The sequence below is a fragment of the Lunatibacter salilacus genome (assembly GCF_009797935.1).
Lineage (GTDB): Bacteria > Bacteroidota > Bacteroidia > Cytophagales > Cyclobacteriaceae > Lunatibacter > Lunatibacter salilacus.
In genome coordinates this window covers 88,936-113,180 of sequence record NZ_VOLC01000022.1, presented here as the reverse complement: position 1 = coordinate 113,180, position 24,245 = coordinate 88,936, and the positions used below count along the sequence as shown (strand labels likewise).

At 43.0% G+C, this 24,245-nt stretch carries 21 protein-coding genes and 1 pseudogene; 8 read left to right on the top strand and 14 right to left on the bottom strand.

From position 1 onward, the window contains the following. A partial coding sequence (locus FQ608_RS23435) for a hypothetical protein (RefSeq protein WP_158860927.1) occupies positions 1-677 on the top strand: 677 nt, incomplete at its 5' end. Between the two features lie 462 nt (positions 678-1,139). On the opposite strand, the gene FQ608_RS23430 is transcribed toward FQ608_RS23435, so the two are convergent. From FQ608_RS23430 to rplU, 8 genes are all read right to left on the bottom strand, one after another. Beyond that, positions 1,140-2,201, bottom strand: a complete 1,062-nt coding sequence (locus FQ608_RS23430; protein WP_234364357.1) for a DUF6340 family protein — start codon at positions 2,199-2,201, stop codon at positions 1,140-1,142. Between the two features lie 88 nt (positions 2,202-2,289). Continuing rightward, the gene (locus FQ608_RS23425) at positions 2,290-3,567 is read right to left on the bottom strand and encodes a hypothetical protein (protein ID WP_158860926.1); all 1,278 of its coding nucleotides are present in this window, start codon (positions 3,565-3,567) and stop codon (positions 2,290-2,292) included. A 78-nt stretch (positions 3,568-3,645) separates the two neighbouring features. After that, complete coding sequence (locus FQ608_RS23420) at positions 3,646-5,304, bottom strand: SusD/RagB family nutrient-binding outer membrane lipoprotein (protein WP_158860925.1); 1,659 nt, start codon at positions 5,302-5,304, stop codon at positions 3,646-3,648. A gap of 31 nt (positions 5,305-5,335) precedes the next feature. Then, on the bottom strand, positions 5,336-8,767 hold the full coding sequence (locus FQ608_RS23415) for a SusC/RagA family TonB-linked outer membrane protein (protein ID WP_158860924.1): 3,432 nt from the start codon (positions 8,765-8,767) through the stop codon (positions 5,336-5,338). A gap of 431 nt (positions 8,768-9,198) precedes the next feature. Then, the gene (locus FQ608_RS23410) at positions 9,199-10,230 is read right to left on the bottom strand and encodes a DUF4421 domain-containing protein (protein WP_158860923.1); all 1,032 of its coding nucleotides are present in this window, start codon (positions 10,228-10,230) and stop codon (positions 9,199-9,201) included. Positions 10,231-10,994: 764 nt separating this feature from the next. Continuing rightward, positions 10,995-11,303, bottom strand: a complete 309-nt coding sequence (locus tag FQ608_RS23405; RefSeq protein WP_158860922.1) for an HPF/RaiA family ribosome-associated protein — start codon at positions 11,301-11,303, stop codon at positions 10,995-10,997. Between the two features lie 156 nt (positions 11,304-11,459). Beyond that, entirely contained in the window at positions 11,460-11,720 is a 261-nt protein-coding gene (gene rpmA / locus FQ608_RS23400) for a 50S ribosomal protein L27 (protein WP_158860921.1), read from the bottom strand. Positions 11,721-11,753: 33 nt separating this feature from the next. Then, positions 11,754-12,065: a 50S ribosomal protein L21 gene (gene rplU, locus FQ608_RS23395; RefSeq protein ID WP_158860920.1), complete on the bottom strand. Its 312-nt coding sequence runs from the start codon at positions 12,063-12,065 to the stop codon at positions 11,754-11,756. Between the two features lie 607 nt (positions 12,066-12,672). On the opposite strand from rplU, the gene FQ608_RS23390 reads away from it, so the two are divergent. Both FQ608_RS23390 and FQ608_RS23385 read left to right on the top strand, forming a co-directional pair. Beyond that, positions 12,673-13,653 carry a ribonucleotide-diphosphate reductase subunit beta gene (locus tag FQ608_RS23390; RefSeq protein WP_158860919.1) on the top strand — a complete coding sequence of 327 codons (981 nt, stop codon included), beginning with the start codon at positions 12,673-12,675 and terminating at the stop codon, positions 13,651-13,653. Between the two features lie 30 nt (positions 13,654-13,683). Further along, positions 13,684-16,071 carry a ribonucleoside-diphosphate reductase subunit alpha gene (locus tag FQ608_RS23385; RefSeq protein WP_158860918.1) on the top strand — a complete coding sequence of 796 codons (2,388 nt, stop codon included), beginning with the start codon at positions 13,684-13,686 and terminating at the stop codon, positions 16,069-16,071. A gap of 52 nt (positions 16,072-16,123) precedes the next feature. Here the strand turns inward: FQ608_RS23385 and FQ608_RS23380 are convergent, their stop codons facing one another. Next, positions 16,124-16,726 (bottom strand): hypothetical protein, encoded by a 603-nt coding sequence (locus FQ608_RS23380; RefSeq protein ID WP_158860917.1) that lies wholly within the window; start codon positions 16,724-16,726, stop codon positions 16,124-16,126. Between the two features lie 113 nt (positions 16,727-16,839). Here FQ608_RS23380 and FQ608_RS23375 point away from each other — a divergent pair, with 113 nt between their 5' ends. From FQ608_RS23375 to FQ608_RS23365, 3 genes are all read left to right on the top strand, one after another. Next, positions 16,840-17,598, top strand: coding sequence for a metallophosphoesterase (locus FQ608_RS23375; protein WP_158860916.1), 759 nt, complete (start codon positions 16,840-16,842; stop codon positions 17,596-17,598). Between the two features lie 14 nt (positions 17,599-17,612). Further along, on the top strand, positions 17,613-18,053 hold the full coding sequence (locus FQ608_RS23370) for a nucleoside deaminase (RefSeq protein WP_158860915.1): 441 nt from the start codon (positions 17,613-17,615) through the stop codon (positions 18,051-18,053). A gap of 147 nt (positions 18,054-18,200) precedes the next feature. Then, positions 18,201-19,772 carry an FG-GAP repeat domain-containing protein gene (locus FQ608_RS23365; RefSeq protein WP_158860914.1) on the top strand — a complete coding sequence of 524 codons (1,572 nt, stop codon included), beginning with the start codon at positions 18,201-18,203 and terminating at the stop codon, positions 19,770-19,772. Positions 19,773-19,782: 10 nt separating this feature from the next. Here the strand turns inward: FQ608_RS23365 and FQ608_RS23360 are convergent, their stop codons facing one another. Continuing rightward, on the bottom strand, positions 19,783-20,361 hold the full coding sequence (locus tag FQ608_RS23360) for a YqaA family protein (protein WP_158860913.1): 579 nt from the start codon (positions 20,359-20,361) through the stop codon (positions 19,783-19,785). Between the two features lie 292 nt (positions 20,362-20,653). Here FQ608_RS23360 and FQ608_RS23355 point away from each other — a divergent pair, with 292 nt between their 5' ends. Next, complete coding sequence (locus FQ608_RS23355; protein ID WP_158860912.1) at positions 20,654-21,007, top strand: DUF3127 domain-containing protein; 354 nt, start codon at positions 20,654-20,656, stop codon at positions 21,005-21,007. Between the two features lie 261 nt (positions 21,008-21,268). Here the strand turns inward: FQ608_RS23355 and FQ608_RS28225 are convergent. Further along, a pseudogene (locus FQ608_RS28225) lies at positions 21,269-21,992 on the bottom strand (transposase); the annotation flags it as partial. Further along, a complete protein-coding gene (locus FQ608_RS23340; protein WP_158860910.1) occupies positions 21,983-22,129 on the bottom strand; it encodes a hypothetical protein in 147 nt (48 codons plus the stop codon). The gene FQ608_RS23340 and the pseudogene FQ608_RS28225, both read right to left, overlap by 10 nt. 122 nt (positions 22,130-22,251) lie before the next feature. On the opposite strand from FQ608_RS23340, the gene FQ608_RS27840 reads away from it, so the two are divergent. Next, entirely contained in the window at positions 22,252-22,383 is a 132-nt protein-coding gene (locus FQ608_RS27840) for a hypothetical protein (protein ID WP_262885536.1), read from the top strand. Positions 22,384-22,531: 148 nt separating this feature from the next. Here FQ608_RS27840 and purE read toward each other — a convergent pair whose 3' ends face one another. Both purE and FQ608_RS23325 read right to left on the bottom strand, forming a co-directional pair. Continuing rightward, on the bottom strand, positions 22,532-23,047 hold the full coding sequence (purE, locus tag FQ608_RS23330; RefSeq protein ID WP_158860909.1) for a 5-(carboxyamino)imidazole ribonucleotide mutase: 516 nt from the start codon (positions 23,045-23,047) through the stop codon (positions 22,532-22,534). Then, positions 23,047-24,189, bottom strand: coding sequence for a 5-(carboxyamino)imidazole ribonucleotide synthase (locus tag FQ608_RS23325; RefSeq protein WP_158860908.1), 1,143 nt, complete (start codon positions 24,187-24,189; stop codon positions 23,047-23,049). Before FQ608_RS23325 ends, purE begins: the two co-directional genes overlap by 1 nt. Positions 24,190-24,245 lie beyond the last annotated feature (56 nt).

The following is a 24,245-nucleotide window of genomic DNA, read 5'->3' as shown; positions in this document are numbered from 1 at the left end:
AGAAGGGTTTCACGCCACGGACGCAAAGAAGAAAACGCAAAGCACGCCACGGAAGGTATTTCACAAAAATCGTTGCGATCGCCGCGCTGCCGTTGCGGGCAATGCGAGAAAGGTTTCACGCCACGGACGCAAAGAAGAAAACGCAAAGCACGCCACGGAAGTTATTTCACAAAAATCGTTGCGGACGTTGCGCTATCGTTGCGGTCGCTGCGAGAATGGTTTCACGCCACGGACGCAAAGAAAACGCAAAGGAAGCCACGGAAGTTATTTCAAAAAAATCGTTGCGGACGTTGCGCCACCGTTGCGGCCGTTGCGAGAAATGGTTCACGCCACGGACGCGAAGAAAACGCAAAGCACGCCACGGAAGTTATTTCACAAAAATCGTTGCGGACGTTGCGCTATCGTTGCGGTCGCTGCGAGAATGGTTTCACGCCACGGACGCAAAGAAAACGCAAAGGAAGCCACGGAAGTTATTTCACAAAAATCGTTGCGATCGCCGCGTTATCGTTGCGGTCGCTGCGAGAAGGGTTTCACGCCACGGACGCGAAGGAAGCCACGTGAGTTATTTCACAAAAATCGTCGTCTTCGTTGCGCTACCGTTGCGGGCGTTGCGAGAAATGGTTGACGCTACGGGTGTGTTTATCCACGAATGGCACGGATTTTCACGAATATTTTGACCAAAGATAGATTTCATAGCAAGACTAGGGGCGAAGCCTTGATATCATATGAAAAGTTGATTGGGGAGTCCTTGAGAATTTAAAGGCTGAAAACAAAAAAGTCCACGATGAATTCTCTGTGGTCACTCGTTTTTCACGCAACGCCGACAACGGTTTCCAAAAAGTCTCGTTGTCCATTCGTGCATTCGTGGGGTTTTTTGCTGTGACAATTCTTTTTCCCCGACTCGCTGTAGTATCCACTACACCCTCCTATCTCTTCATTCCTTAGAGAAACAAAATCTTTATTAAGCCACTTGCAATGGCAAGCGAAAACCCGTTTTAGAAAACCAAGAAATACGCAAAACAGGCACCATAGACAGCAATATTTTAAAAAAAATCTTTGAGTCCTCTGTGAAACCTCCGTGTCCTCTGTGATAAATTTTTCACCCAATATTTCATTAATTGAAAGGCAAAAAAATCGGACTATTCCACCGCCAATTGCCTTCTTACCAGCTCATCTGCCATGATTTGCTGGGTTAGGTTTAGGGCATAGGAACGACCTTTTTTGAATCCGTAGTTCGTATATGCCTTTCCCGCCCATTCCTGCGCAAGGACCAAATTGCCCAAAACTTCGTATCCAATGGCGATATTGTACGCTAACTTTCCTGCGGTTTTTTCATCATTTGGTGCATCCAATCCTTTTATCCAGGTGTCAATTGCCTGTTCCCATTGGTTAACCTCCGCCAGTCTTGCCCCGTGGCCCAAAGCAGGATTTGTTTTGGACTTGGGAAAAAAGGATCGGCTTACGGTCAAATACATCGGAGCTACTCTTCGGGCATAGGAAGCGCCGGCCATCTGCCCCACCACTTGGGTAGCCCGTACTTTGTCAATCATCAAAGCCAAAGCTTGAGTCCGAGTCTCGGCCTCCGCAGACCACAGGTTGGTTTTGTTAAAATCAATCTGGTCAGCAATATTACGGTTTACCGGATCATAAAACCGAAAACCTACCTGAACAGAAGCCACACCTTCTGCATAGATTCCATCCACTTCGATTTCCTTTGCCTCCTTTCCCGTTCCAACGGTTTTTTTGATCAGTGCTTTCTTGTCCGTAACAATAAAATCCGAGCTGAATTTTTCCAAAGCAAGTACCGCGTCCGCATCATAGCTGGCACAAAGGCTCTCAATTTGGCTCCAAATAAGAGGCTGCGGAAAGGTCTGGCTAAATAATCCTCCTTTTAACCGCCCCCGAGCCCGAATTACCTCGTAGCGGGGTGAGGTATTTAGCTCCTGCTGAATGGTGGCAAGGGTGGTTTCAATTGCATTTTTCACTTCAAAAGGAGCCTCCCCAGTCAAAATCCCTTCGATGATGGCAAAACCCTGGCTTTCGGGCTCCGTGCGGTCTACGATCAACAACCGCTGCACATGGGAAGGTATGCTGATCTCGGCCGGTGCCAGACGCGTCAGGGAAACATTTTTGGTACAGGAGACCCCGATTACCAAACTCAACAGCATCCAAAGCATGGATGGTTTATGTGGTGTATTCATGATGAAAAGAAAAAGCTTTATTGCAAAATTGGGATAAATTTTGAAGAAAAAGTATAAATTTCATTTTTAACTATTTCATTGAGTCCTTTTATTTGTCAGGTACATCGCTATCTTTGACCATCTTCAAAATTTCCTCCATATAGATCTCGCCCGCCATTTCTCCCAAGCTGGTACGGCTGATGTATTCATAGCGTTGGAAACTGTTAAAATCCACCTTGGTCAGCAAATAGCCAAACGCATCATTGCAAAGGCCTAGCAGAAAGGGAAATGCAGTCGGCATATTTCTCTTAAGATAGAATCCTATATTGGGAAGTGCTTCACCGGGAATGGTAATCAGTTGTGCCGGACCAATGTTGACCACGTTTAGCTGGGTGGGAATAGAGTCCAAGCCTACGTATTCCTGATGAAGCGGGGAGTTGACTAGGATGGCTTTCATCAGTTCGGACGTTATCGGCAAATTAATGGTTTTGCTATATACGTGCAATTTCGGATCGCCAATCAAAGGCGCATCTGTAACAATTCTCAACGCTTCATCTGCGAGCAAATACCCAATGCGTGTGCATTCTGCGTAGTCATTGGCCTCTTTCCCTTCCTCCCGCCTATTATCTGCTGTGACCATGCCTCCGAGTGCGCCGTTGACAAACAACGCCATGCCGCTACCTTTGGACTCAATCCTATCATAAAGCGGACCGCACATATCTGGGCTTAAGATGCCCCTGCCATTGCCAATTACTTCGGGATGAATCGCATAGTTAACGAGTGTTAGGATCGCTTGTCCTTTACTTGGGCCATCCATGGCAAAAGCCTGAATAACTCCAACGGCTGGATCATAGAGTTGGGGGGCGTAATAGTTATAGGCGATTTTGCCGGTAGCTTCGCCCATAGCTACTTTAAGGTTTACCGGTTGAAGGTTTTCCAAGGCCTCATTGACGGCATCCGCCAGTTGTTCCACACACCAATCCAAGTATTCCAAATCGGCACCGTGGTTTCCATTTTCATCCGCAAAGGCATAGGCATCCGGAGCACTGTGGGTGTGGGTTGCCGCAATAAGAATATTTTCAGGTTTAATTCCGGGAATAAGCTTTCTGGAGCGGTCTCCCAATGTGGCAGGCCAGCCCAAATTATCCACTACGACTATTGCCATCCTTTCCCCACTCTCCTCAAATACTGCCACCCTCACATAAAGTTCGCCCTGTTTTTCGCTTGCAGGCTTCGGAATTCCTACTCCACCTGAAACAGGCAGAAGCGGATCCGGCGTGATGACACGTTTAGCCACCCCCACTTGGAGTCCTTGGGAGAACCCGATTTGGGTAGCGAAAAGGATATAAATGCAACAAACGGTGGTAAATTTTAATACGATTTTCATAAACATTAGGCTAAATGGGTCGAAAAAATGAAGGTGTGGATTTCCCCACACCTTCACCACTATTGATTTTACTATTGTTTACCAAGGTTTGTTGGTTCCTTGAACGAGCCATGGCTTGGACCAGGCACTGTTTTCACCATCCACTTCTGAGAAGTTGGTCTGCTGAAGACGGGACATAGCCGCTTCGGTATTGGCAGCATTAAGATTTCTCTCATCAATCATGTAGTAAAACCTTACAGGTAGTACATTGCGGATGGCAAAGGGGCCCGCCTGTAACTCCGGATATCCAGTTCTTCTGTAGTCAAACCAAGCTTCGGCAGCCGCAGTCCAAGAGGCTATCCATTTCTGCTCAATAATTTGCTTCACCGTGCCGTCAAACTTCACGTTTTCTTGGGCAATATATCCGGCAAATTGATTGCTTAATCCCCAGGTGGTAAATGACGATTGAATCGCTGCATTATAATAATTTTCGGCGGTATTTCCGACTGACCAGCCTTTCAAAGCTGCTTCCGCAAGTATGAAATTCATCTCAGAAGCTGAGAATATTCTGGAACGTAATAGGGGGCCAGATGCTTCTCTGTAGATGTCATTTACCCAAGAAACATGCGGGTTGAAGGCAGCTTGGTTGGCATCTGGACTCATGTTATATACTTGGGGACCCGGAATCGCCGGTGGAATACCTACATAATCTGGATTTTGACTGATATCGTTGATATCTATTCCCCGCTCGACGAGTACATCCGGAGACAACAGCCTTCGGTTGTTCTCAATTCGGTCTGTGCCCGCAGGTAAACTCTCGTCAACCACCAAGGGGACTTGAACCCTGTTGGCCCAAACAGTAATCCGGGGATCACTTCTCTCCCTAAGTGCCTCCACGAGCGTTTCACACATTTTGATCCGTCTATAATTACTCTGACTGGCGTCAAAGCGGGTATTGGCGGGCCATGAGGATTCATTACTTATTCCCGCAAAACCCATCGATGCATCATCCGCAGGGGCTGTAATGATTGGATATTGGTTGGGGTTGGCAATAATTGCTTCTATACCCTGCTTTGCAAAATCAGGCAGCTTGTCCGATACCCGCATCAAATAGCGAACCTTGAGCGAGTTGGCCAATTTTCTCCATTTAGCAGGATCCCCATTGTAAAAAACATCTGCGCCTTGAATGGTACTGTTATATTCCGCCCTAGGCTTGGAGAGTAATTGATTGGCTTGCTCCAGCTCGTCCAAAACTCCCCGATAGATATTTTCTTGGGTATCAAACACGGGAAAAGTAGCCTCCGGAGAAGCTTCGGCCCCTTTCAGCGCCATCGAATAGGGAGCATCTCCCCAGAGATCCGTGATCAAACCGAACATCATCGACTTTATAACCAGAGAGACTCCTTGTTGTAGTTCCTGATCCAATTCCACGGCACGTTCGTAGACGTATTGATTATTGCGCAAGATGCCATAATAGCCAGCCCAGCTGTTGTTCCTATTCCAGTCGTACAGGTTATGACCACCTGCCCAGCCGTCCTTTTGGGTATGCTGCATTACCCCGGCAATATCGCCGTAGCCAAGATTCACAACTGTTTTGCCCGCCTCTGTCAATACGGTAGACAACACCAGATTGGGGTTGGCAGTTGCCGGATTGGCTCCGTTGGGGTTTTCATTCATCTGCATCAGATCTTCTTGGCAAGAAACCAAGGTGAGAATGACAGCCCCAAGCATTAAAGTAACTAATTTATATCCTTTCATAGCGAATTTCTTTTTCCTGTTTGACCGATGATTAGAAGGTGGCATTTACTTTAAACCCGACAGGCATTACCCAAGGATTTACGTTCCATCTTTCGATTCCCTGCTTAAACTGCGTTCCTGCCTGAACTCCACCTTGAGGCTGGAAGGCCATCTCCGGATCTATATTGATCTTTGCTGCAGTCCATAGAATAATATTTCGGCTATATACGGAGACATTCAGGTTCTGCATTCTTAGTTGACTGGTGATCCTTTCTGGCATGTCAAATCCAAGCGATATTTCACGTAGCTTGATAAAAGATGCGTCATAAATAAAGGCCCGGGTAAAGCTCCAAGCAGTACTGCCTGCATAAGGCATGGTGACCGTGCCTCCCGGTTGTCCTACATTTTCTCCCAGGTTTTCCGCAAACTCCGTAGGATTGCCATTTTCATCAAACGCTGTGGCATACACACCGGGAATAAATACGCCACCATGCGGCAGAGTAAATGGTCCAAAAGTAAAGGGGTATCCGTTAAAATCAGGTGTTGGTCCACCAACCAATGGAAAATTGTTGCCATTGATAAGGATCATTTCGTCCTTATTGGCTATCAAATAATCCCTTAGCTCACGGCCTTGCATTTCTCCCGGATTGATGAGTTTGTCCAAAAATACCTGGGAACGCCCATGTTCTTCACCCCATCGGTAGGTCTGCGAAACAAAGTCTCCGCCATTTCTCCAGTCAAAGGTGAAATTGAGGTGGAAGTTTTTGTAGGACAGTGAACTCTGACCACCTAAGATAAATTTAGGATTGAAATTTCCGATTTTGTTTCGGCTGTTCACTGCGTCTACATCCTGCCATTTCCCGGTTTGATTCAATATGGGAAAGCCAAAGTATTCGGAATTTGGATCTTCCACGGTGATGACTTGCGCATCATAGATGTCGCCTATCTCATCTCCTACATAGGTCCAAGCGCCGCCCCGTGCATCAGTCCAAAGGGTATAGTAAGGCAAATCATCCGCAAGTTCCAATATCCTTGTCCTGTTTCTAGTCAAATTAAAATTCAAGTCCCATCGCCAATTACGGTTTTCCACTACGGTGGTTCCTAGGGTCAGCTCTATACCTTTACTTTCGAGTAAGCCGGCATTGATTTGCTTGGAGGTGTATCCGGTGGATGGTGGAAGTCCGGTGCTAAAAATCTGGTTCCGATTTTCCATCACATAATAGGTACCGCTGAATCTGACCCTGTTATTGAACAAATTCAAATCCAAGCCCCCTTCATAGGAAGTTGCAATTTCGGGCTTCAGGTTAGGATTTAGTAGCGTCCCAGGCAAGGATAATCGAGGTAAATTGCCCCAAGCACCTGCGTTGCCCAAGGCCGCTATCAACTGGTAGGGGTTGGCGTCATTACCAACGGACGCATATCCTCCTCTAAACTTGAACAAACTAACAGAGCTAGGCATGTCAACCATTTCGTTCACCAACAAACTCAGGGAAGCGGAGGGATAAAAATACGCTTCTGCATTCGGCAAGGTACTGGACCAATCCGAACGAGCAGTCAGGTCCAAGTAAAGCATGTTCTTATAAGAAAGGTTCGCAAGTCCATATAGACTATTAATCCCTCGCTCAAACCTGGAATTGCTGTATTGGACATTGTCCTGTGCTATATTTTGAATGGTGTACACACCGGGAGTAATCAGGCCAGCGCCAGGCCGCGAAGCTACAGTCATATTGCTGCCATTTTGATATCGCATATTTCCTCCCGTAGAGAGTGTGATGCCGAAATTATTGACATCCTTGTTGTAGGACGCCAAAAAGTCGGCGTTGCTTTCAAACCCATGTAGCTCAGTGATCCCATAGGCACCCTCAGGCTCCTGGGTATAACTTCTCCCTATTTTACTTTCCCTAGTCTCACTATAGTTGTCTAGCGCATATCTGGCAAAAAATGTAAAAGAAGGCGATATCTGCCAATCTGCCTTTACATTACCATATACCCTGTCCCTATTAAAACTATTGTTTACCTCATTCGCTAAAAAATAGGGGTTATTCAGAGTTCTGGTTGGAAAAGTTACATCTGGTGTTTTCTGCTGCAATCCCTCCTGTCCGGGCATCCAATATTCCTTCAAATCAAGAATATTAATGTGCGGTGAAGTTTCATATACCCACTGTAAGGGATTGGTACCCCGCTCACCCGCAGGTCTGTTATTTGAATTGTTTCTACTTACATCCAAATTAGTGCTCAGGGTCAACTTATCGTTCATTTTAACCGATGAGTTGATATTCAGTGTATTTCTAAACAAATCAGCGTTGGGTATTATACCCCTATTTTGCATATTTCCATAAGATATCCGATAATTCATTAAATTGGTACTGTTGGAAACAGAGAATCCATTGGTAGCGGTAATACCTGTCTGCATGAAATTCTGCACATTATTTGGATGGGATACCAATTCCATTGGGATGGGCCGTCCGTTTTCATCCAAGGGGCTGTTCCACTGAGGCGCCATATAGCCTCTGTCCAATTCGGCACCAAATGCAGCATTTACGTTTTCCTGCACCAAAGCACCAAATGGATTGGTTAACGGGTTCCCACTAACATCAGGCGGGATGGCAGAAAATTGGCCCGAACCAAATCGGCTATGCCATTTCAGATATTTAAAGGGGACATCAAAAACAGTATTGGAGGATACGGTGACCGTCATTCGGTCCACTTTGCCGCTTTTGGTCGTAATTAATACCACACCGTTACCAGCCCGGGATCCATAAAGGGCCGCAGCACTCGGACCTTTTAGGATAGTGATTTCCGCAATATCATCCGGGTTAATTCCAGAGATGGCATTACCATAATCCACCCGATTGTCACTTCCTATAGAAGATACGTTATTTAGCGTATTAGCAATGGGCACACCATCCACAACAAAGAGGGGCTGATTGTCGGAGCTTAACGAGGTAGCTCCACGGATTACCATACTTACCGAAGAACCTGTTCCTCCTGTACTACTAATCGTAGCACCTGCGACTTTGCCTGCCATTGCATTCAGAAAGCTTTCTTGGGCTACCCGGACCATCTCTTCGCCACCGACCCGTTCGATAGAATATCCAAGGGAAATTTCCTCCCGACGGATACCCAATGCGGTTACTACTACCTCTCCCAATGCGGAATCATCGGGAGAAATCTCCACGCTAATTACCGAACGGGTTCCTACACTTATCTCTTGGGACCTGAACCCGATATAGGAAAAAATAAGCACCGCATTATCATCAGGTACGTCCAATGCATAATCACCGTTCACATTGGTTGCCGTCCCCACTTGAGTGCCTTTGATCAAGACATTGACCCCGGGAACCCCAAGTCCGTCTTCTGAAGAGGTGACATTGCCCGTTACCCTTCGACTTTGGGCCATGGTGTCCGTCATACAGAAGATCATCAAAACCGCAAAAAGCAACGCATAGGTTGGCTTTCTTGCTAAAGTAGAATATATCCCCATAGATTTGATTTAATAAAATTTAACAATTGATTTAAAGAGAATACTTGAAAACAAAATAATCATACCACTAATAACTGATAAAAATTTTGAGTTTTATATACTGGTAGCCTGTTTAAGCCCTTTTTAGGATCAATAGTAGATTTACCTATTGTTATGGATTTGATACCAAAATGTTATTTGGAGAAAATATTTAATAAAAAACGTAGAATAAACATAGATGATCTGCAATTTTCGCCCAAAGATTAACTTTGTGTTATTCTCATTTTATGAAAAAAGCTATGCAAAGAAAAAAACATTTATTCAATAGCCCGTCACGGATTAAATGAAAGTTACATTGACCTAAAAGGGGGGGTAGAAAGAGAATTCATTAAGAGGTAACGAATTATTTTGGCCGAAGTTAATTTTAAAAAGTGCATACCTATAATATCGGATCAGATTCCATATTTCGCTTTGGTGTCGTCAATAATCCGGAGGTATCTATTTAATTTTGGCCCAGGCATAAAGCGATAAACAAAGTTTAATCTGTAATTACCAGTCATAATGGCCGGGTCCATCTGATCCACCGTGGGAAGATTCACCGTATTTAGCACATAATTGGTGTTTACGGACCATCTTTCGGAATTATACCCTGCAAAAACACGGGCAAACAAGTTTGGATTTATTCCCCATGAGGTCACATGATACCCGAACTTATCCAGCGTGGAGTACCCGAAGGCCAAGTTGCTGGAAAGTGAACCCGTTAGAAAAAAATGCTTCTTAATGACAAGCGTCGCCGCATATCCTACATTTGGACCAAATTCGAAAAATCGAATCCGGTTAAATCTATCATCGAAGGAATTTAGCAGAGCAGTGGGTACTATCCCAAATTTGTTTATGGCCTGACCGCCATACATTTCAAAACCCAATAAAAAGGTTGATCCGGACCTTTGTTGTAATTCATGTTGCAAAAAGGCGGCACGGAACGAAAATTTCTCTGGATTAAACAGATATTGGACCGAAGCCCCGATTTTTCGGGTCCGCATATCTGGAAAATTAAGATACCTGTCCCCAGACAATGAAAGTTGCTCAGGCATGGGAATGTAGAAACCCTTGTGAAACTGTCCAAAGAAGTCAATAACGAAATTTTTGGGGTACAGATGGGCTTGGAGGTCCAAAAATTTGCCATCTCCCCGGCCTTTTTCCGGATTCAAAAAACCGAATCCGTATGCGAGGTTAAGGGTGATATTTTGATAGGTTGCGCCTATGCCCAAGTTCAATGTAGTGTTTGGCATATAGGTAAGGTCATATGCACCTGATCTTTCCTTAAACCGGACGGAGGTATATTTCCTTGAGAAATAAAATCTAGTAGTCAACTGCTCCGGAAAGCTAATGTAATAGGCACTGTCAGCTACGTCCTGTGCATGGGATTCGAACGTACAGAATAAGGATAAAACAAGAAGTAAATGGGGAAAAATTCTTTTCATCAATGTACAATTAAAGACTAATTCATTAAGAACAACAAAATTACCTAATCAACAATTAACAACATTCTATATGAATTAAAGTACTAGGAGGTAAAAAAAATTAATTGAATATTTCCTCCCTCCATTATCTTGTAAAAATAAAAAGCAGAAAAAGTTGCTTAATCACCCAATACAAATGTACGAATATTTTTCCTTACAATACAAAAGGATTTTCTAGAAATTTTTTGATTAATTAGAGAAATAGTTACAAATAATAGCTAGAAAATATTTTAAATTTATCTATAATTCTACTAAATTTTATTTAAAGATTTGGTAGCTTCTTGGAAAAAAGAAAAATTTAGGGGTCAGTCGGAAAGAAATTCGCCACAGACAGCTTATTTGTGATTCGGACGTTCAAAAAAATCAATTAGAATTGGTTCAACGTCAATATATGCTAGTGGGATTGGATTTCCCTGAAATTGGAAAACCGATCCAACTAACTAGCTGGATCGGTTTCCGAGAATAATTATTCTGATATTTTCAAGTAGCTCCTACAAACAGTATCACAATGGAATTCCTAAATTTGTAAATTCCTCCTGATTCTCTCCCGTAATAGAAAAATTCATTACTTTACCTGCCCAATCAATTGATTTCTTTTAAAAATAGGGGCATAAAAAAACCCCGGAACTTACCGGAGTTTTTTATGAGCATATCCCGCTTCTTACTGCTTTAATGAGTATGTCCAACTCACTTAGGAGTAACCCTTGCAAAAAACTAATATACCCCTACTTGTTCTTCTGCAACTGACGGATTAATTTCTCCACGGCATCTTTTAACATGGGAACCCAGTTCTCGCCCTTCACCTCGGCAAACGTATCAGGACCGGGGATCGCTACCCTAAAGCCGATTACATTGGTGGCGGTTGCGCCTTGACCTTCGGTCTTGAAATAGATGTCAACGGCGTTGATGTTTTGCGTAAAACGGGAAAGCTTGTCTATCGAAGCTCTGACTTCCTGCTGTACTGCATCGCTGATGTCCAAGTTTACCGATTGCACATCGATTTTAATGCCCTTATAATTTTCCGTGTAATTCATAAATTTTGGTTATTGGTTGAAAGAATAAATACCTGTTTGATTTCGTATCGCAATAATTGGGCTAACTGAGTTCGGTTGATGTGATAAAATGAAAAAAGGCCTATTAACTATAGGCCTTTTCTAAAATCATAATACGTGCAAACCCTAAATAACCCTTTAAGCTTCTACAGGAAGCACAGATACATAGGACTTACCGTCATATTTCTTTGCGAAACTAACAGTTCCATCAGACAAAGCGAACAGCGTATGATCTTTTCCGATTCCCACGTTTGTTCCTACGTGATGCTTGGTTCCTCTTTGTCTAACAATGATGTTTCCAGCGATAACCGCTTCACCACCAAATTTCTTTACTCCAAGACGCTTACTTTCTGAATCTCTACCGTTCCTGGAACTACCGACACCTTTTTTGTGAGCCATAACTTTAAAATTTTTAGATTATCTGTTCAGTTCTTACAAGGCTATGCCTTCAATTAGGATTTTGGTGAAATCCTGTCTGTGACCGTTTTTCTTTTTGTAACCTTTTCGTCGCTTCTTTTTGAAGACAATTACTTTGTCACCTTTTACGTGTCCCAGTACCTTTGCGGATACGACAGCGCCCGCCAACAAAGGGGCACCAATCGATACAGTACCGTTGTCATCTGCTAACAACACCTGATCGAATTCTACGGAAGCGTCAACATCTGCCTGCATTAATGGAGCATAGATTTGTTGATCTTTAGTTACTTTGAACTGCTTACCGGATATGTTTACTATTGCGTACATAAACTGGTTGATATAAATCGAATTATCAAAATGAGGTGCAAATATAGATATCTTTCTGAAAGATAAAAAATTTAACCCCAATTTATGCGTAAATCAGTGATTGATAAACAGTAAGTGTTACCAAATTTGATAGGCCAATGGGGAATTTAACATATTTAATGAATAGGAAATAATATTTGGCAATTCTTTTTAAAATACTATTTGATTATCAATAAAATACGAAAAAAACTTAGCCAACAATCTTTCATTTTATTTGACTACCGGTCAGTTTTTTAGCCAAATCTCAACTTTAAATTTTTTTTCAGTTTTTTTCCCTTTGCGTCGCTACCGTTGAAAGGCAAAATTTAATTAATTATTAACTTTAATTAAAAGCATTTAATACATTTGTTTACAAAGCTATAACATACTTTGACTATCAGTCAAATATCTGGCCCAAAACCGTTTTTTAAACTTTTCTTTTCCATTTTTCTTGCCGTTATTTGTCTAGATAATGGAACAAAAATACCGCTGGTATTGCTTATTAGTCTTAAACTAAATGCTTTTACTCATTTCTAAAAGTCTTTTGGGCAAGTCAAGAATGAATTACCAGTTAAAAAAATAAAATACCATGAGAGCAGAACCAATTTTAGAGCAAGGAGACAGTAGCAGATTTGTATTATTCCCCATTCAACATGACGACATTTGGGAATACTATAAGAAAGCAGAGGCAAGTTTTTGGACTGCGGAAGAAATAGATTTGGGACAGGATCTACAGGACTGGAAAAACTTGAATGACGGAGAAAAGCACTTCGTATCGCATGTTTTGGCTTTTTTTGCGGCCAGCGATGGCATCGTCAATGAAAATCTTGCAGAACATTTTGTTTCTGAAGTCCAATATACGGAAGCTAAATTCTTTTATGGCTTCCAGATTGCCATGGAAAACATCCACAGTGAAACGTACAGTTTGCTGATAGATACCTATATCAAAAATCCGGTAGAGCGGGATAAACTATTGAATGCCATTGAGCATTTGGACTGCGTAAAGCGCAAAGCTGACTGGGCATTACGATGGATTGACCAGGGGAATTTCCAAGAACGCTTGGTTGCCTTTGCCGCTGTGGAAGGAATTTTCTTCTCCGGATCCTTCTGTTCCATTTTCTGGCTGAAGAAGCGGGGCTTAATGCCAGGGCTTACCTTTTCGAATGAGTTGATCTCAAGGGACGAAGGTCTACACTGTGATTTTGCCTGCCATTTATATACCAAACATGTGGTAAATAAGCTCCCTCAGGAAAGTATTATGGCAATCATTACAGATGCCGTAGCGATAGAAAAAGATTTTGTTACCGATGCCCTTCCAGTAAAGTTAATCGGCATGAATGCGGATCTTATGTGCCAATATATTGAATTTGTGGCGGATAGGTTATTGGTGGAATTGGGTTGCCCGAAGGTTTGGAACAGTACCAATCCCTTTGATTTCATGGACATGATTTCACTGCAAGGGAAAACCAATTTCTTTGAAAAACGAGTAGGTGACTATCAAAAGGCCGGCGTTATGAAAAATAAGGAAGTAACTTCCGGAAGTAAGTTCTCCATAGAAGAAGATTTTTAGAAATTTCCCAACCCATTAAATCACAAGTATATGTTAGTAATTAAAAGAGACGGCCGAAGGGAATCGGTAAGGTTTGACAAAATCACCGCACGGATTGAAAATCTGTGCTATGGGCTTGACTCTCGGTATATTCACCCCATAGAAATCGCCAAAAAAGTAATCGATGGGCTATATGATGGGGTCACAACCACTGAACTCGACAACTTGGCTGCGGAAGTATGTGCTTCCCTTACGGTCAAGCACCCCGAATATGCGACCCTTGCTGCAAGGATAGCTATTTCAAACCTCCACAAGACGACTAGTCAGTCCTTTTCAAATACCATGAAAAGGATGTACACGTATATTAATCCCATCACCAATGAAAATGCGGCGCTGATAGCTCCAGATGTCTATGGCATAGTGAAGCAGCATGCTGCCCGGCTGGATGAGGTCATAGACTATAACCGGGATTTTGATTATGACTATTTTGGGTTTAAAACCTTAGAAAGAAGTTACCTGATCAAATTGGATGGGAAAGTTGTGGAAAGACCACAACACATGCTGATGCGGGTAGCCGTTGGAATTCACAAGGAAGATTTGGATTCCGCCATTGAAACCTATCAATTACTTTCCCAAAAGTGGTTTACACACGCTACACCGACGCTTTTCAACGCAGGTACACCAAAGCCCCAGCTTTCCTCCTGCTTTCTCCTAACCATGAAGGAAGACAGCATCGACGGGATTTATGATACCTTGAAGCAATGTGCCAAGATCTCCCAATCTGCGGGTGGTATTGGTCTGTCCATACACAATGTAAGGGCTAAAGGATCGTATATCCGCGGTACAAACGGCGTTTCCAACGGAATCGTACCCATGCTTCGGAATTTTGACATGACAGCCCGCTATGTGGATCAGGGTGGTGGAAAGCGCAAAGGCAGCTTTGCGGTTTACCTAGAGCCCTGGCATGCCGACGTGAAAGAGTTTCTTGATATGAAAAAGAATCACGGCAAAGAGGAACTGAGAGCCAGGGACCTTTTCTATGCCATGTGGGTTCCCGATTTATTCATGAAACGGGTTGAAGCAAATGAAGAGTGGTCCCTATTTTGCCCTCATGAAGCTCCGGGATTGGCCGATTGCCATGGTGCGGAGTTTGAGAGGCTTTATGAAAAATATGAAAAAGAAGGCCGTGCCCGGGAAACCATCAAAGCACAGGAACTTTGGTTCGAAATATTGGAATCCCAAATAGAAACAGGAACACCATACATACTCTACAAAGATGCCGCCAATGGTAAATCAAACCAGAAAAACCTGGGGACCATCAAATCATCCAATCTGTGTACTGAAATCATTGAGTACACCTCGCCTGACGAAGTAGCCGTTTGTAACCTAGCGTCCTTGGCTCTTCCCAAATTTGTAGTGGAAGGTAAAAATGGGAAAAAGCACTTCGACCATCAACGACTATACGAAGTAACAAAGGTAGCGACCCGCAATCTAAACAAGGTAATCGATGTGAATTACTACCCCGTAGAGGAAGCTAAAAAATCCAACTTCCGTCACCGCCCAATTGGGCTAGGTGTACAGGGATTGGCCGATGCTTTTATCCTCTTGCGCATGCCTTTTGATTCGGATGAGGCCAAAGGACTAAACGAAGACATTTTTGAAACAATCTACTTTGCCGCCATGGAGACATCTATGGAGCTTGCCAAAGTACAGGGAACATACGAAACATACGATGGTTCTCCAACATCCAAGGGTGTCTTCCAATTCGATATGTGGGGAGTTACTCCGAAATCAGGACGCTGGGACTGGTCTGGCCTGAAAGAGAAAGTGAACAAATTCGGTATACGAAACTCACTACTCGTAGCGCCTATGCCAACGGCCTCCACTTCTCAAATTCTGGGGAATAACGAATGTTTCGAAGCTTATACATCAAACATTTATACCAGAAGGACACTTTCCGGCGAATTTATCGTGGTGAACAAGCACTTGCTCAAAGATCTCATCGAACTTGGGCTTTGGAATGATAACATGAAAAACAGGCTTATAGCCGCCAATGGATCGGTTCAAAATCTACCGGGTGTACCGCAAAACCTAAAAGACCTGTATAAAACGGTTTGGGAAATTTCCCAGAAAACAGTTATTGATATGGCTGCAGACCGAGGTGCCTATATCTGTCAATCCCAAAGTATGAACCTCTTTTTGCAAGAACCAAACTTCGGTAAGCTGACTTCCATGCATTTCTATTCTTGGAAGAAAGGCCTCAAAACAGGGATCTATTACCTAAGGTCCAAAGCTGCGACGAGTGCTATCCAGTTTACCGTAGACAAAAGTCAATTGGAGAACCCGGCTGAAAAACCTACGGAAGCCAAAAAGCAATACCAGGAAGCCATCGCCTGTTCGCTGGACAATCCCGACGATTGCGAAATGTGCGGAAGTTAATTGAAACATCTAAAAATAACAAAAGCCCTGTAGCTATCTGCAGGGCTTTTTTTTAATCAACTGAATTAGCTAATTTTTTCTTTTTGGGTGGTTTACAATCTTTACAGAAATCAGCCAATTCATGCAGTTCACGCTTAACTTCACCGTGTAATGTAACCAGACGATCCTCCACAAATCCCAAATTAGTTTCCTCCGCGGCATCTGAATGCCTCCCTGCCAATTCCTTCTGTAATTCGTAGTACAAAGGTTCAAAAAAACTGATACTAGAAAATGCCCCCTTGTTATCGTACATAGATTTTCTGAATTTCCGGCTGTATAATTCTATTAAATCAAATTCGTATCGGGCAAAATTCAACAACTTTTTCATGGAAGACTCACTGTCAGCAAGTATCACTGCCGCTTCTGGTACAAAAATAGTATTTACTTTTGTGTTGAAATTTTTAGAAAACATAAACTCCGCATTACTCATCTGGAATGAAAAATCCATTTGAGCAGATGAATTAATATAATTACTTTGCGCTCCTACTTTAGTTTTCGGTGAGGCAAAATCTTGTATACCTAGTTGATAGTCCGGACTCCAGTGAATACGCTGTTGTGCAAAGGAGCGAAACGAACACAGTAATACAAAGGCAAACAAGAAGAAAAATTTTAGCATGATTCAAATTTAACGGTGAAATTAAAATAAAAACAAATAGGTTTCCAAATTTATCACTTGAATTTTGGTGTCCGTCAATAAACAGCCAATTAGTTAATTAAAAAACAAATAAAATGATATTTCAATACGCCTCAGATCTTCATTTGGAATTTCCCCTGAATGCGGAATTTGTCCGAAAAAACCCCCTTAAGCCAGCCGCATCCATACTTATACTGGCGGGTGATATAGTGACTTTTGCTTTGATGGACCGGTTTGGAGATTTTTGGGATTACTTGTCGGATCATTTTGAACACACGTATTGGATTCCGGGAAACCATGAATATTACCGCTCTGACATCTCGGATTGGCCAAGTAGCTTTTTAGAAAACATCCGTCCAAACGTACATTTATTGAACAATAAGGCCATCACTTTACAAGATACCCGTTTTCTATTTTCCACCATGTGGTCTAAAATCCATCCAAGTAATAAAAGGCTTGTAGAGCGGGGATTAAGTGATTTTCGGGTCATTGCGAATGAGGGAAAAAGACTCACATCAGAACATTTTAATCAGCTACATCAAGACTGTTTGGATTTCCTTCAACAGGAAGAACATTGGAATGATTCACTTAACAAAGTGGTCATCACACACCATGTCCCTACCATGATGAAATACCCAGCCCGGTATAAAGGGGATGCACTCAATGATTGCTTTGCCGTGGAACTCTTTGACTGGATCAGTCAAAGGCAACCAGCTGCTTGGATCTATGGCCATCACCACGACAATACCACACCTTTCCGAATTGGACAAACCCACCTACTTACCAATCAACTGGGTTATGTCCAGTCGGGAGAACATACGGGCTTTGATCCAGGAAAAACTTGTACATTGTAACCTAAAATATCCAAATGGACAAATTCTATCAAGCAGCTTTCGAGGAAGCTGAAAAAGGATATCAAGAGGGAGGAATTCCCATTGGATCAGTGTTGGTGTACCGTGGGGAAATTATCGGAAGGGGACACAATCGAAGAATACAAAAGGGCAGTGCAATTCTGCATGGTGAGATGGATGCTCTGGAAAATGCGGGGAGGTTATCCGCAGAGGTATACCAAGAAAGCACCCTCTATACAACTCTTTCTCCCTGTCCTATGTGCACGGGAGCCATATTATTGTATAAGATTCCCAAAGTGGTGATTGGTGAAAACAACACTTTTATGGGGGAAGAAGATCATCTAAGAAGTCGTGGCGTTGAGGTGACCGTGTTGCAGGATGCGGAAAGCATTCAGCTAATGCAATGGTTTATTGCCGAAAAACCTGGACTTTGGAATGAAGATATTGGGGAACCCTAATTAGAAAATGAATTTTTCAAGATGTAGGCATTGTTAATATTGTACTAGTTTAACCATGCTTTTCATCAAAATATCTTAGGGGAAAGGCTAAAGGTTCAATATATTTGTTCGATCCTTTTCATCTGGACCAAAGACAATCCTACAAAAATGAGAAATCTTATTGCGTTCCCCATATTCTTGATTTTCGTGCTACATGCCTGTACTTCGGGCAGCAAGGTGGGAGAAGAAAGGGAAGTTATAAGGACTGCCTTTGATGAGGAAATTCCTGAACTAGAATCTGATCTTTCCGGTGCACGGCTAGCTCAATCTTATTGTATCGGTTGTCACCTGTTTCCCAAGCCCGATCTATTGGACAAGAAAACTTGGGAAAACTATATCCTCAACCGGATGGGCCATTATTATGGGATTTATGAGTCAGAGGATACCCGTGAAGGACTTATTGAAGGCGGAAGGGCTGGACAATTTGTGGAAAGAGCATACCTTTTTCCGAAGAATGCAACCTTGGATACGGCCATTTTCAATAAAATAATGGCCTACTACTTGGCAGAAGCTCCCGATGCCTTGCCTAGGCCTGAAAAAAAGGTGATCAGTGTTGGCTTGAAAAATTTTAATGTGGTAACCCCTCCTTATAGAGCAAGCAACCCAATGACATCCTTGGTGAAAATTGCCGCTCAAAACAAAATATACGTAAGTGATGTGGGCACATCTAGCCTGTCCATACTGGATGGCCAGTTTAAAGTGATTCGAAATGCACCAACTCGGGAAGGTGTTTCGTGGATTTATGAAGAAGATGGGATCAGTATGGCTTTAGTCATGGGGACCTTCAATCCCACTGATATGAATATCGGATATCTTATGACGCTGCCGCAAAACAGGGGCGGAGATGCACGTATCTTAGTGTCGGACTTGCAGCGCCCAGTGCATATGGATCTGGGAGATTTGGATGGGGATGGAAAGATGGAAGTGGTGATTTGCGAATATGGCAAACATACCGGTTCACTTTCCTGGTGGAAGCAGGATAACTCGGGTACCTACCGCCGAAAGATTCTTAGAAACAAACCGGGCGCTACCAAAGCTTACATCAGGGACTTAAACAACAATGGGAAAATGGATATCATAGCCCTCTTTGGACAAGGAGAAGAGGGTATTTTTATTTACCACAACCAAGGTAACGGAAACTTTATCGAAGAAAAGGTAATGGCTTTCCCCCCGAGCTATGGCTCAAGTTATTTTGAATTGGTCGATTTTAATGGAAATGGATCTTTGGATATAATTTATACAGCAGGTGACAATGCTGACTATGATCCCATCATAAAAGACTATCACGGCATACGGGTATTTACCAATGATGGCACCAACCACTTTTCCGAAACCTTCTTCTATCAGTTGAACGGTGCCTATAAGGCTATTCCCTTTGATTTCGATGGGGATGGGGATTTGGATATTGCTGCTATCTCATTTTTCCCGGATTATGCCAATTCGCCGGAGGAGAGTTTCGTTTATTTGGAAAATAAAGGAGAAATGGAATTCGAGGCTTCAACCTTTGCCGAGTCGGCAGATGGACGGTGGATCGCCTTGGACATAGGTGATGTGGATGGCGATGGGGATATGGATTTGATCTTGGGATCAATGATTTTTGGAACAGATTACACTGATTACTTCAATACTTGGTCAAAAAATGGGATTCCATATATCATACTGGAAAATAATACCAAGTGAATCAGCTTAATCAAATTGACGCCTGATAAAGGATAAAAGCATAGACAAAAAACCGGACAATCCGCCAAAGACTATATTTCAAATACTTTTTGGGGTCAAGGTTTCCCGCTCCGCTAAGCAAGGCGATTGCTGAGAATGGAATGGGGGTTACGGAAGCTACTATTACCAAATACTCCCCATATTTTTCAAAAAGCAACAGCGATTTCCTTAGCCAGAGTCTACGGATTTTAGTAAAAAGAAGGGTGTCCTTTATCCTCCTACCCAAGAAAAAATTGAATGCTCCCGCCGAATACGAAATGATAGACAAGAGAGCTATGCTTAGGTAATAACTTCCCAGGTGACCTGTCCGAAATGCCCAAAGCATAAAAACCTCAGGGGGAATGATTCCAAAGAGAATTTCGGACCCAACAAACACTGCTATTACAAGTTGGGTATTGTCATAGATACTTCCGAACCAGCGTTCCCGCAGTTCTTCGGGAAAGATTTTATTGAAAACCAAAAAAAGTCCAATCAAAAGCGCCAGAAACAAAAGACCTCTCAACAATTGTCTGATCAAAAAAATTCTTTTTTCGGTTGGGCTAACTTCCATAAGGTAAAGCTATATAATTAAGTATAAAAATATATTTTCAAATTCTATTTGTCAAGAATCATTTTCGTAATCCCGGACTAAAATAGTCAACAGTTCCTGAGGGTTCGCTTGGATTCTTACCAATTGCAATTGACATTTCTGGTTCAACTGCTGGGTTACCTGGTACGTCCATCTATTCCTATTTGGACGTATAAATTCCTGAAAAGTTCGGTAGGTTTTCCATGAAGTGCCCGAATCATTTAACTTTCCGCAGGTTTTAGCTATCTTCGTTTAAAATTTAAAAAAAGCATTTATGGAAATCACTGGCAAAATCGTACAGGTGCAGGATGAACAATCGGGCAATGGAAGAAACGGTGTTTGGAGAAAAAGAGAGTATATTTTAGAAACCGGTGGGCAATACCCTAAAAAAGTCTGCATTGCGGTGTGGGGCGATAAAATCGACCAGTTTAATCTGCAAGCCGGAGATCAGGTTAACGCAGGCATAGAAATAGAAAGCAGGGAGTTTAACGGCCGCTGGTATACAGATGTAAAAGTATGGAAAGTAAATAAGGAGGGCAACGGCACTGCTCCGGCACCTTCCGCAGGGGACCAGCCTGATGTCAGTACGTTCAGCGAAGAGAGTGGTGATGATATATTGCCGTTCTAGTTTGATTTGCTCTGTACCTAAGCGTGGAGGCCATTACAAATGGCCTTTAATAAATCGTTGTGTGAAGAAAACTGCTGATAAATGGGGCTGTCCGAAAAGGGCAGCCTTTTTAATGTGGCTAATTTTCCGGATAATTTGATAAAGTTTGATTTTCGGCTATTCCGGGTTACTGACAAACGAATAAGTAAGATAGTTTTCGCATATAACAGCCGTTACAGAGCTTGGTTTTCGGGTAGTAGGGTCTGGTTTAGCCGGGGAGGAGGATGCCGCCGCCATTTTTCTGAAGTTATGCCCGATTGCCATCAGCAGAAATTCCATGGTTACCTTTTACATTCCACTGAATGTGAACCGGTTAAACTTGTTGTTGCTTTTTAGCTGGCCGAACACGGCTTCGGATTCTATCGGGCGTCTGCTTCGGTGTCTAATTCCCTTCTCGCCCGTCAGCAGCTCCCTTGCTTTTGTTTTCAGCGCGTTCAGCCGGTGGTTGACTTCTATTCTCCGGTTCCCCTGCGCCTGGTGGCACATCCCCCGGAGCGGGCAGTCCCCACACCTTTTTGCCTGGTAGAATGTCGTTTGGGATTCGTGCCCGTTTGCCTGTCCCTGCCCTTTCCATCCTCTGCCCCATCGGGCATACATAAAAATCCTGCTCCGCGTTGTAAAACAGGTTCTGGGGAAGAAAAGGGTCGTTTTTCGATTTGCTTTTCTGGTCTTTGTGGAAATAATTGTACTTCACATAAGCATCAACACCCTTTTGCTCAAGCATTTCATAGTTTTCCTCGCTGCCATAACCGGCATCGGGCACCACTTCGGCGCTTTGTCTGTCGTAGGCTTTTTCAAACCCTTCCAGGTGGGATTCCAGGGTAGTGGTATCCCCCGGTGTCTGATGGACGGAAAATTGTGTGATAAACTGGTTTTCAGTCGATATCTGCGGGTTGTAAGCGGGTTTTAACTGCCCGTTTTTCATGTGGTCGTCCTTCATCCGCATATCTCACTGATATCCCGTGCTTCCACCACCGAATCCACCAGACGTACGGGATGGTCGGCGGCAATCCTGTCAAAAATGTTAATCGGAAAAAGTTCGGGGCTGTTGCCGGTTTGGTTTTTAAAAACTACTTTCGCCATAGTCGCTGTTGTTTACATCTCTAAAATACATATTTTGGAGAAAAAAAACAACAAAAAGAAGGCTGCCCGACTTTTCGGACAGCCCCAGATTGAGATTGAGTAAAACAAAAATTTTATGCTTTATGAAACAGATTACACTAAATATCGCAGACAGTATGTTCGAAGCTTTTCTAGAGTTCATTAAAACCCCGAATTATGCCAACGTGGAAGACATTGAAGAAAATGCTGTGGGAGAATTACAAAGTAGTCTCTGACAGGTAACGCATATTCAGGAAGGTAAAATTCCTAAACAAACTGCCAAGGATTTCCTCAATGAGCTATCATGTAGTCCCGACGCCTGATTTCAAAAAAAGGCCGGGTAGCCCTGAACGATAAGTTGCTTGATGGACTTCCGTTTAGCGTCTACTTTCCCAATGTCTTTCTCCATCCCTTGCCCTCAACTTCACTTGCGGTAGTCTCTACCTTTTCTTTAAGGCTATTTTTGAATGCTGCAAGGTTTTTTGATACCTCTGTATCATAAGCTCCAACAATAGAAGCCGCCAAAATCCCTGCATTTCTGGCTCCGTTTAGTGCCACCGTTGCCACTGGTATTCCTGAGGGCATTTGTAGTATAGATAATATACTGTCCCAGCCGTCTATCGAATTGGATGACTTTACTGGTACACCCACCACTGGCAGGGTAGTTAAGGAAGCCACCATACCGGGTAAATGGGCCGCACCGCCCGCCCCCGCTACGATTACTTTTAACCCCCTCTCTCTGGCGCTTTCGGCATATTCAATCATCCGAAGCGGAGTCCTGTGGGCAGACACAATGGTCAATTCATAGTCAACTCCCAGTTCTTCCAACACCTCTGCAGCCTCTGCCATAATTGGTAGGTCTGACTTACTCCCCATGATTATTCCAACTTGTACGCTCATTATGCCTTTATTTTAAGGGTGTCTTTAATTTTCGTTGCTTTGGATTTTAATGCGGAAAGGTCCTCCTCCAAAATGGTAACATGACCCATTTTCCGAAATGGTTTGGTTATTTTTTTACCATAAAGATGGATATAGACCCCCTTCTCGGATAATGCCTCATCCATTCCTTCCACGATCGCATCTCCTGTAAAGCCTGCTTCTCCCAATAAATTTACCATTGCGGCGGGACATCGGCCATCTGTTGCTCCTAAAGGCATATTCATGACAGACCGGATATGCTGCTCAAACTGCGAGACGAAATTCGCCTCTATGGTATGATGTCCGCTGTTATGCGGCCGGGGAGCAATCTCATTGACCAAAACGTCACCGTCCTTTGTGACAAATAGTTCAACAGCAAGAATGCCCACCATATTTAATTTTTTCATAACGTCAATTGCTACCTTTTCTGCTTTTTCTGCGATGTCATCAGACACGTCCGCTGGAGAAAACAAGAATTCCACCATATTATGCTCGGGATGAAAGGCACATTCAACGGCAGGAAAGGTTTTGAGTTCTCCGTTTTCATTTCTTGCAACGATCACAGCAAGTTCTTTGTCAAAGTCTATCCATTTCTCCAACAGCCCGGGTGCATCAAATGCTTTTTCCATATCGGATGCTTCTTTCAGCAGTTGGACACCCCGTCCGTCGTAGCCCTCTTTCCCCAATTTATGCACTGCCGGTAAAAAATCTTCTTGTGCATACACATCAGCCTTATTTTCGGTCAAAATAAAATCAGAGGTAGAAATTAGATTGTCTTTATAAAACTGCTTCTGGCTGCGTTTATCCTGAATCAACTCAATGATGTGGGGTTGGGGAAATACCTTTTTCCCTTCACTCTGCAATTTGTACAGGGCCTTTGTATTGACATGCTCAATCTCAATGGTGATCACATCACATTCTTTTCCAAAAGCATAAACAGTATCAAAATCCTTGAGGTCACCCTGTGTAAATTTCTTGCATATATCCCTACAGGGAGCGTTTTCATCCGGATCTAGGATATGGATAGTTAGGTTATAATTGATAGCTGCTTGGATGACCATCCTACCCAATTGTCCACCACCCAATATTCCCAATGTCTTTGATTGATAATTTTCCTGCGTCATAAAAGAGATTCACTTGGCTTGAATGGATACAAAAATACATATATAAAATCAAAGGA

Bases quoted from the DNA above. Each gene is read 5' to 3' on its own strand.
- FQ608_RS23430 (WP_234364357.1), bottom strand. From the start codon at position 2,201: ATGAATACACCACATAAACCATCCATGCTTTGGATGCTGTTGAGTTTG.
- FQ608_RS23425 (WP_158860926.1), bottom strand. From the start codon at position 3,567: ATGAAAATCGTATTAAAATTTACCACCGTTTGTTGCATTTATATCCTT.
- FQ608_RS23420 (WP_158860925.1), bottom strand. From the start codon at position 5,304: ATGAAAGGATATAAATTAGTTACTTTAATGCTTGGGGCTGTCATTCTC.
- FQ608_RS23415 (WP_158860924.1), bottom strand. From the start codon at position 8,767: ATGGGGATATATTCTACTTTAGCAAGAAAGCCAACCTATGCGTTGCTT.
- FQ608_RS23410 (WP_158860923.1), bottom strand. From the start codon at position 10,230: ATGAAAAGAATTTTTCCCCATTTACTTCTTGTTTTATCCTTATTCTGT.
- FQ608_RS23405 (WP_158860922.1), bottom strand. From the start codon at position 11,303: ATGAATTACACGGAAAATTATAAGGGCATTAAAATCGATGTGCAATCG.
- rpmA (WP_158860921.1), bottom strand. From the start codon at position 11,720: ATGGCTCACAAAAAAGGTGTCGGTAGTTCCAGGAACGGTAGAGATTCA.
- rplU (WP_158860920.1), bottom strand. From the start codon at position 12,065: ATGTACGCAATAGTAAACATATCCGGTAAGCAGTTCAAAGTAACTAAA.
- FQ608_RS23390 (WP_158860919.1), top strand. From the start codon at position 12,673: ATGAGAGCAGAACCAATTTTAGAGCAAGGAGACAGTAGCAGATTTGTA.
- FQ608_RS23385 (WP_158860918.1), top strand. From the start codon at position 13,684: ATGTTAGTAATTAAAAGAGACGGCCGAAGGGAATCGGTAAGGTTTGAC.
- FQ608_RS23380 (WP_158860917.1), bottom strand. From the start codon at position 16,726: ATGCTAAAATTTTTCTTCTTGTTTGCCTTTGTATTACTGTGTTCGTTT.
- FQ608_RS23375 (WP_158860916.1), top strand. From the start codon at position 16,840: ATGATATTTCAATACGCCTCAGATCTTCATTTGGAATTTCCCCTGAAT.
- FQ608_RS23370 (WP_158860915.1), top strand. From the start codon at position 17,613: ATGGACAAATTCTATCAAGCAGCTTTCGAGGAAGCTGAAAAAGGATAT.
- FQ608_RS23365 (WP_158860914.1), top strand. From the start codon at position 18,201: ATGAGAAATCTTATTGCGTTCCCCATATTCTTGATTTTCGTGCTACAT.
- FQ608_RS23360 (WP_158860913.1), bottom strand. From the start codon at position 20,361: ATGGAAGTTAGCCCAACCGAAAAAAGAATTTTTTTGATCAGACAATTG.
- FQ608_RS23355 (WP_158860912.1), top strand. From the start codon at position 20,654: ATGGAAATCACTGGCAAAATCGTACAGGTGCAGGATGAACAATCGGGC.
- FQ608_RS23340 (WP_158860910.1), bottom strand. From the start codon at position 22,129: ATGGCGAAAGTAGTTTTTAAAAACCAAACCGGCAACAGCCCCGAACTT.
- FQ608_RS27840 (WP_262885536.1), top strand. From the start codon at position 22,252: ATGAAACAGATTACACTAAATATCGCAGACAGTATGTTCGAAGCTTTT.
- purE (WP_158860909.1), bottom strand. From the start codon at position 23,047: ATGAGCGTACAAGTTGGAATAATCATGGGGAGTAAGTCAGACCTACCA.
- FQ608_RS23325 (WP_158860908.1), bottom strand. From the start codon at position 24,189: ATGACGCAGGAAAATTATCAATCAAAGACATTGGGAATATTGGGTGGT.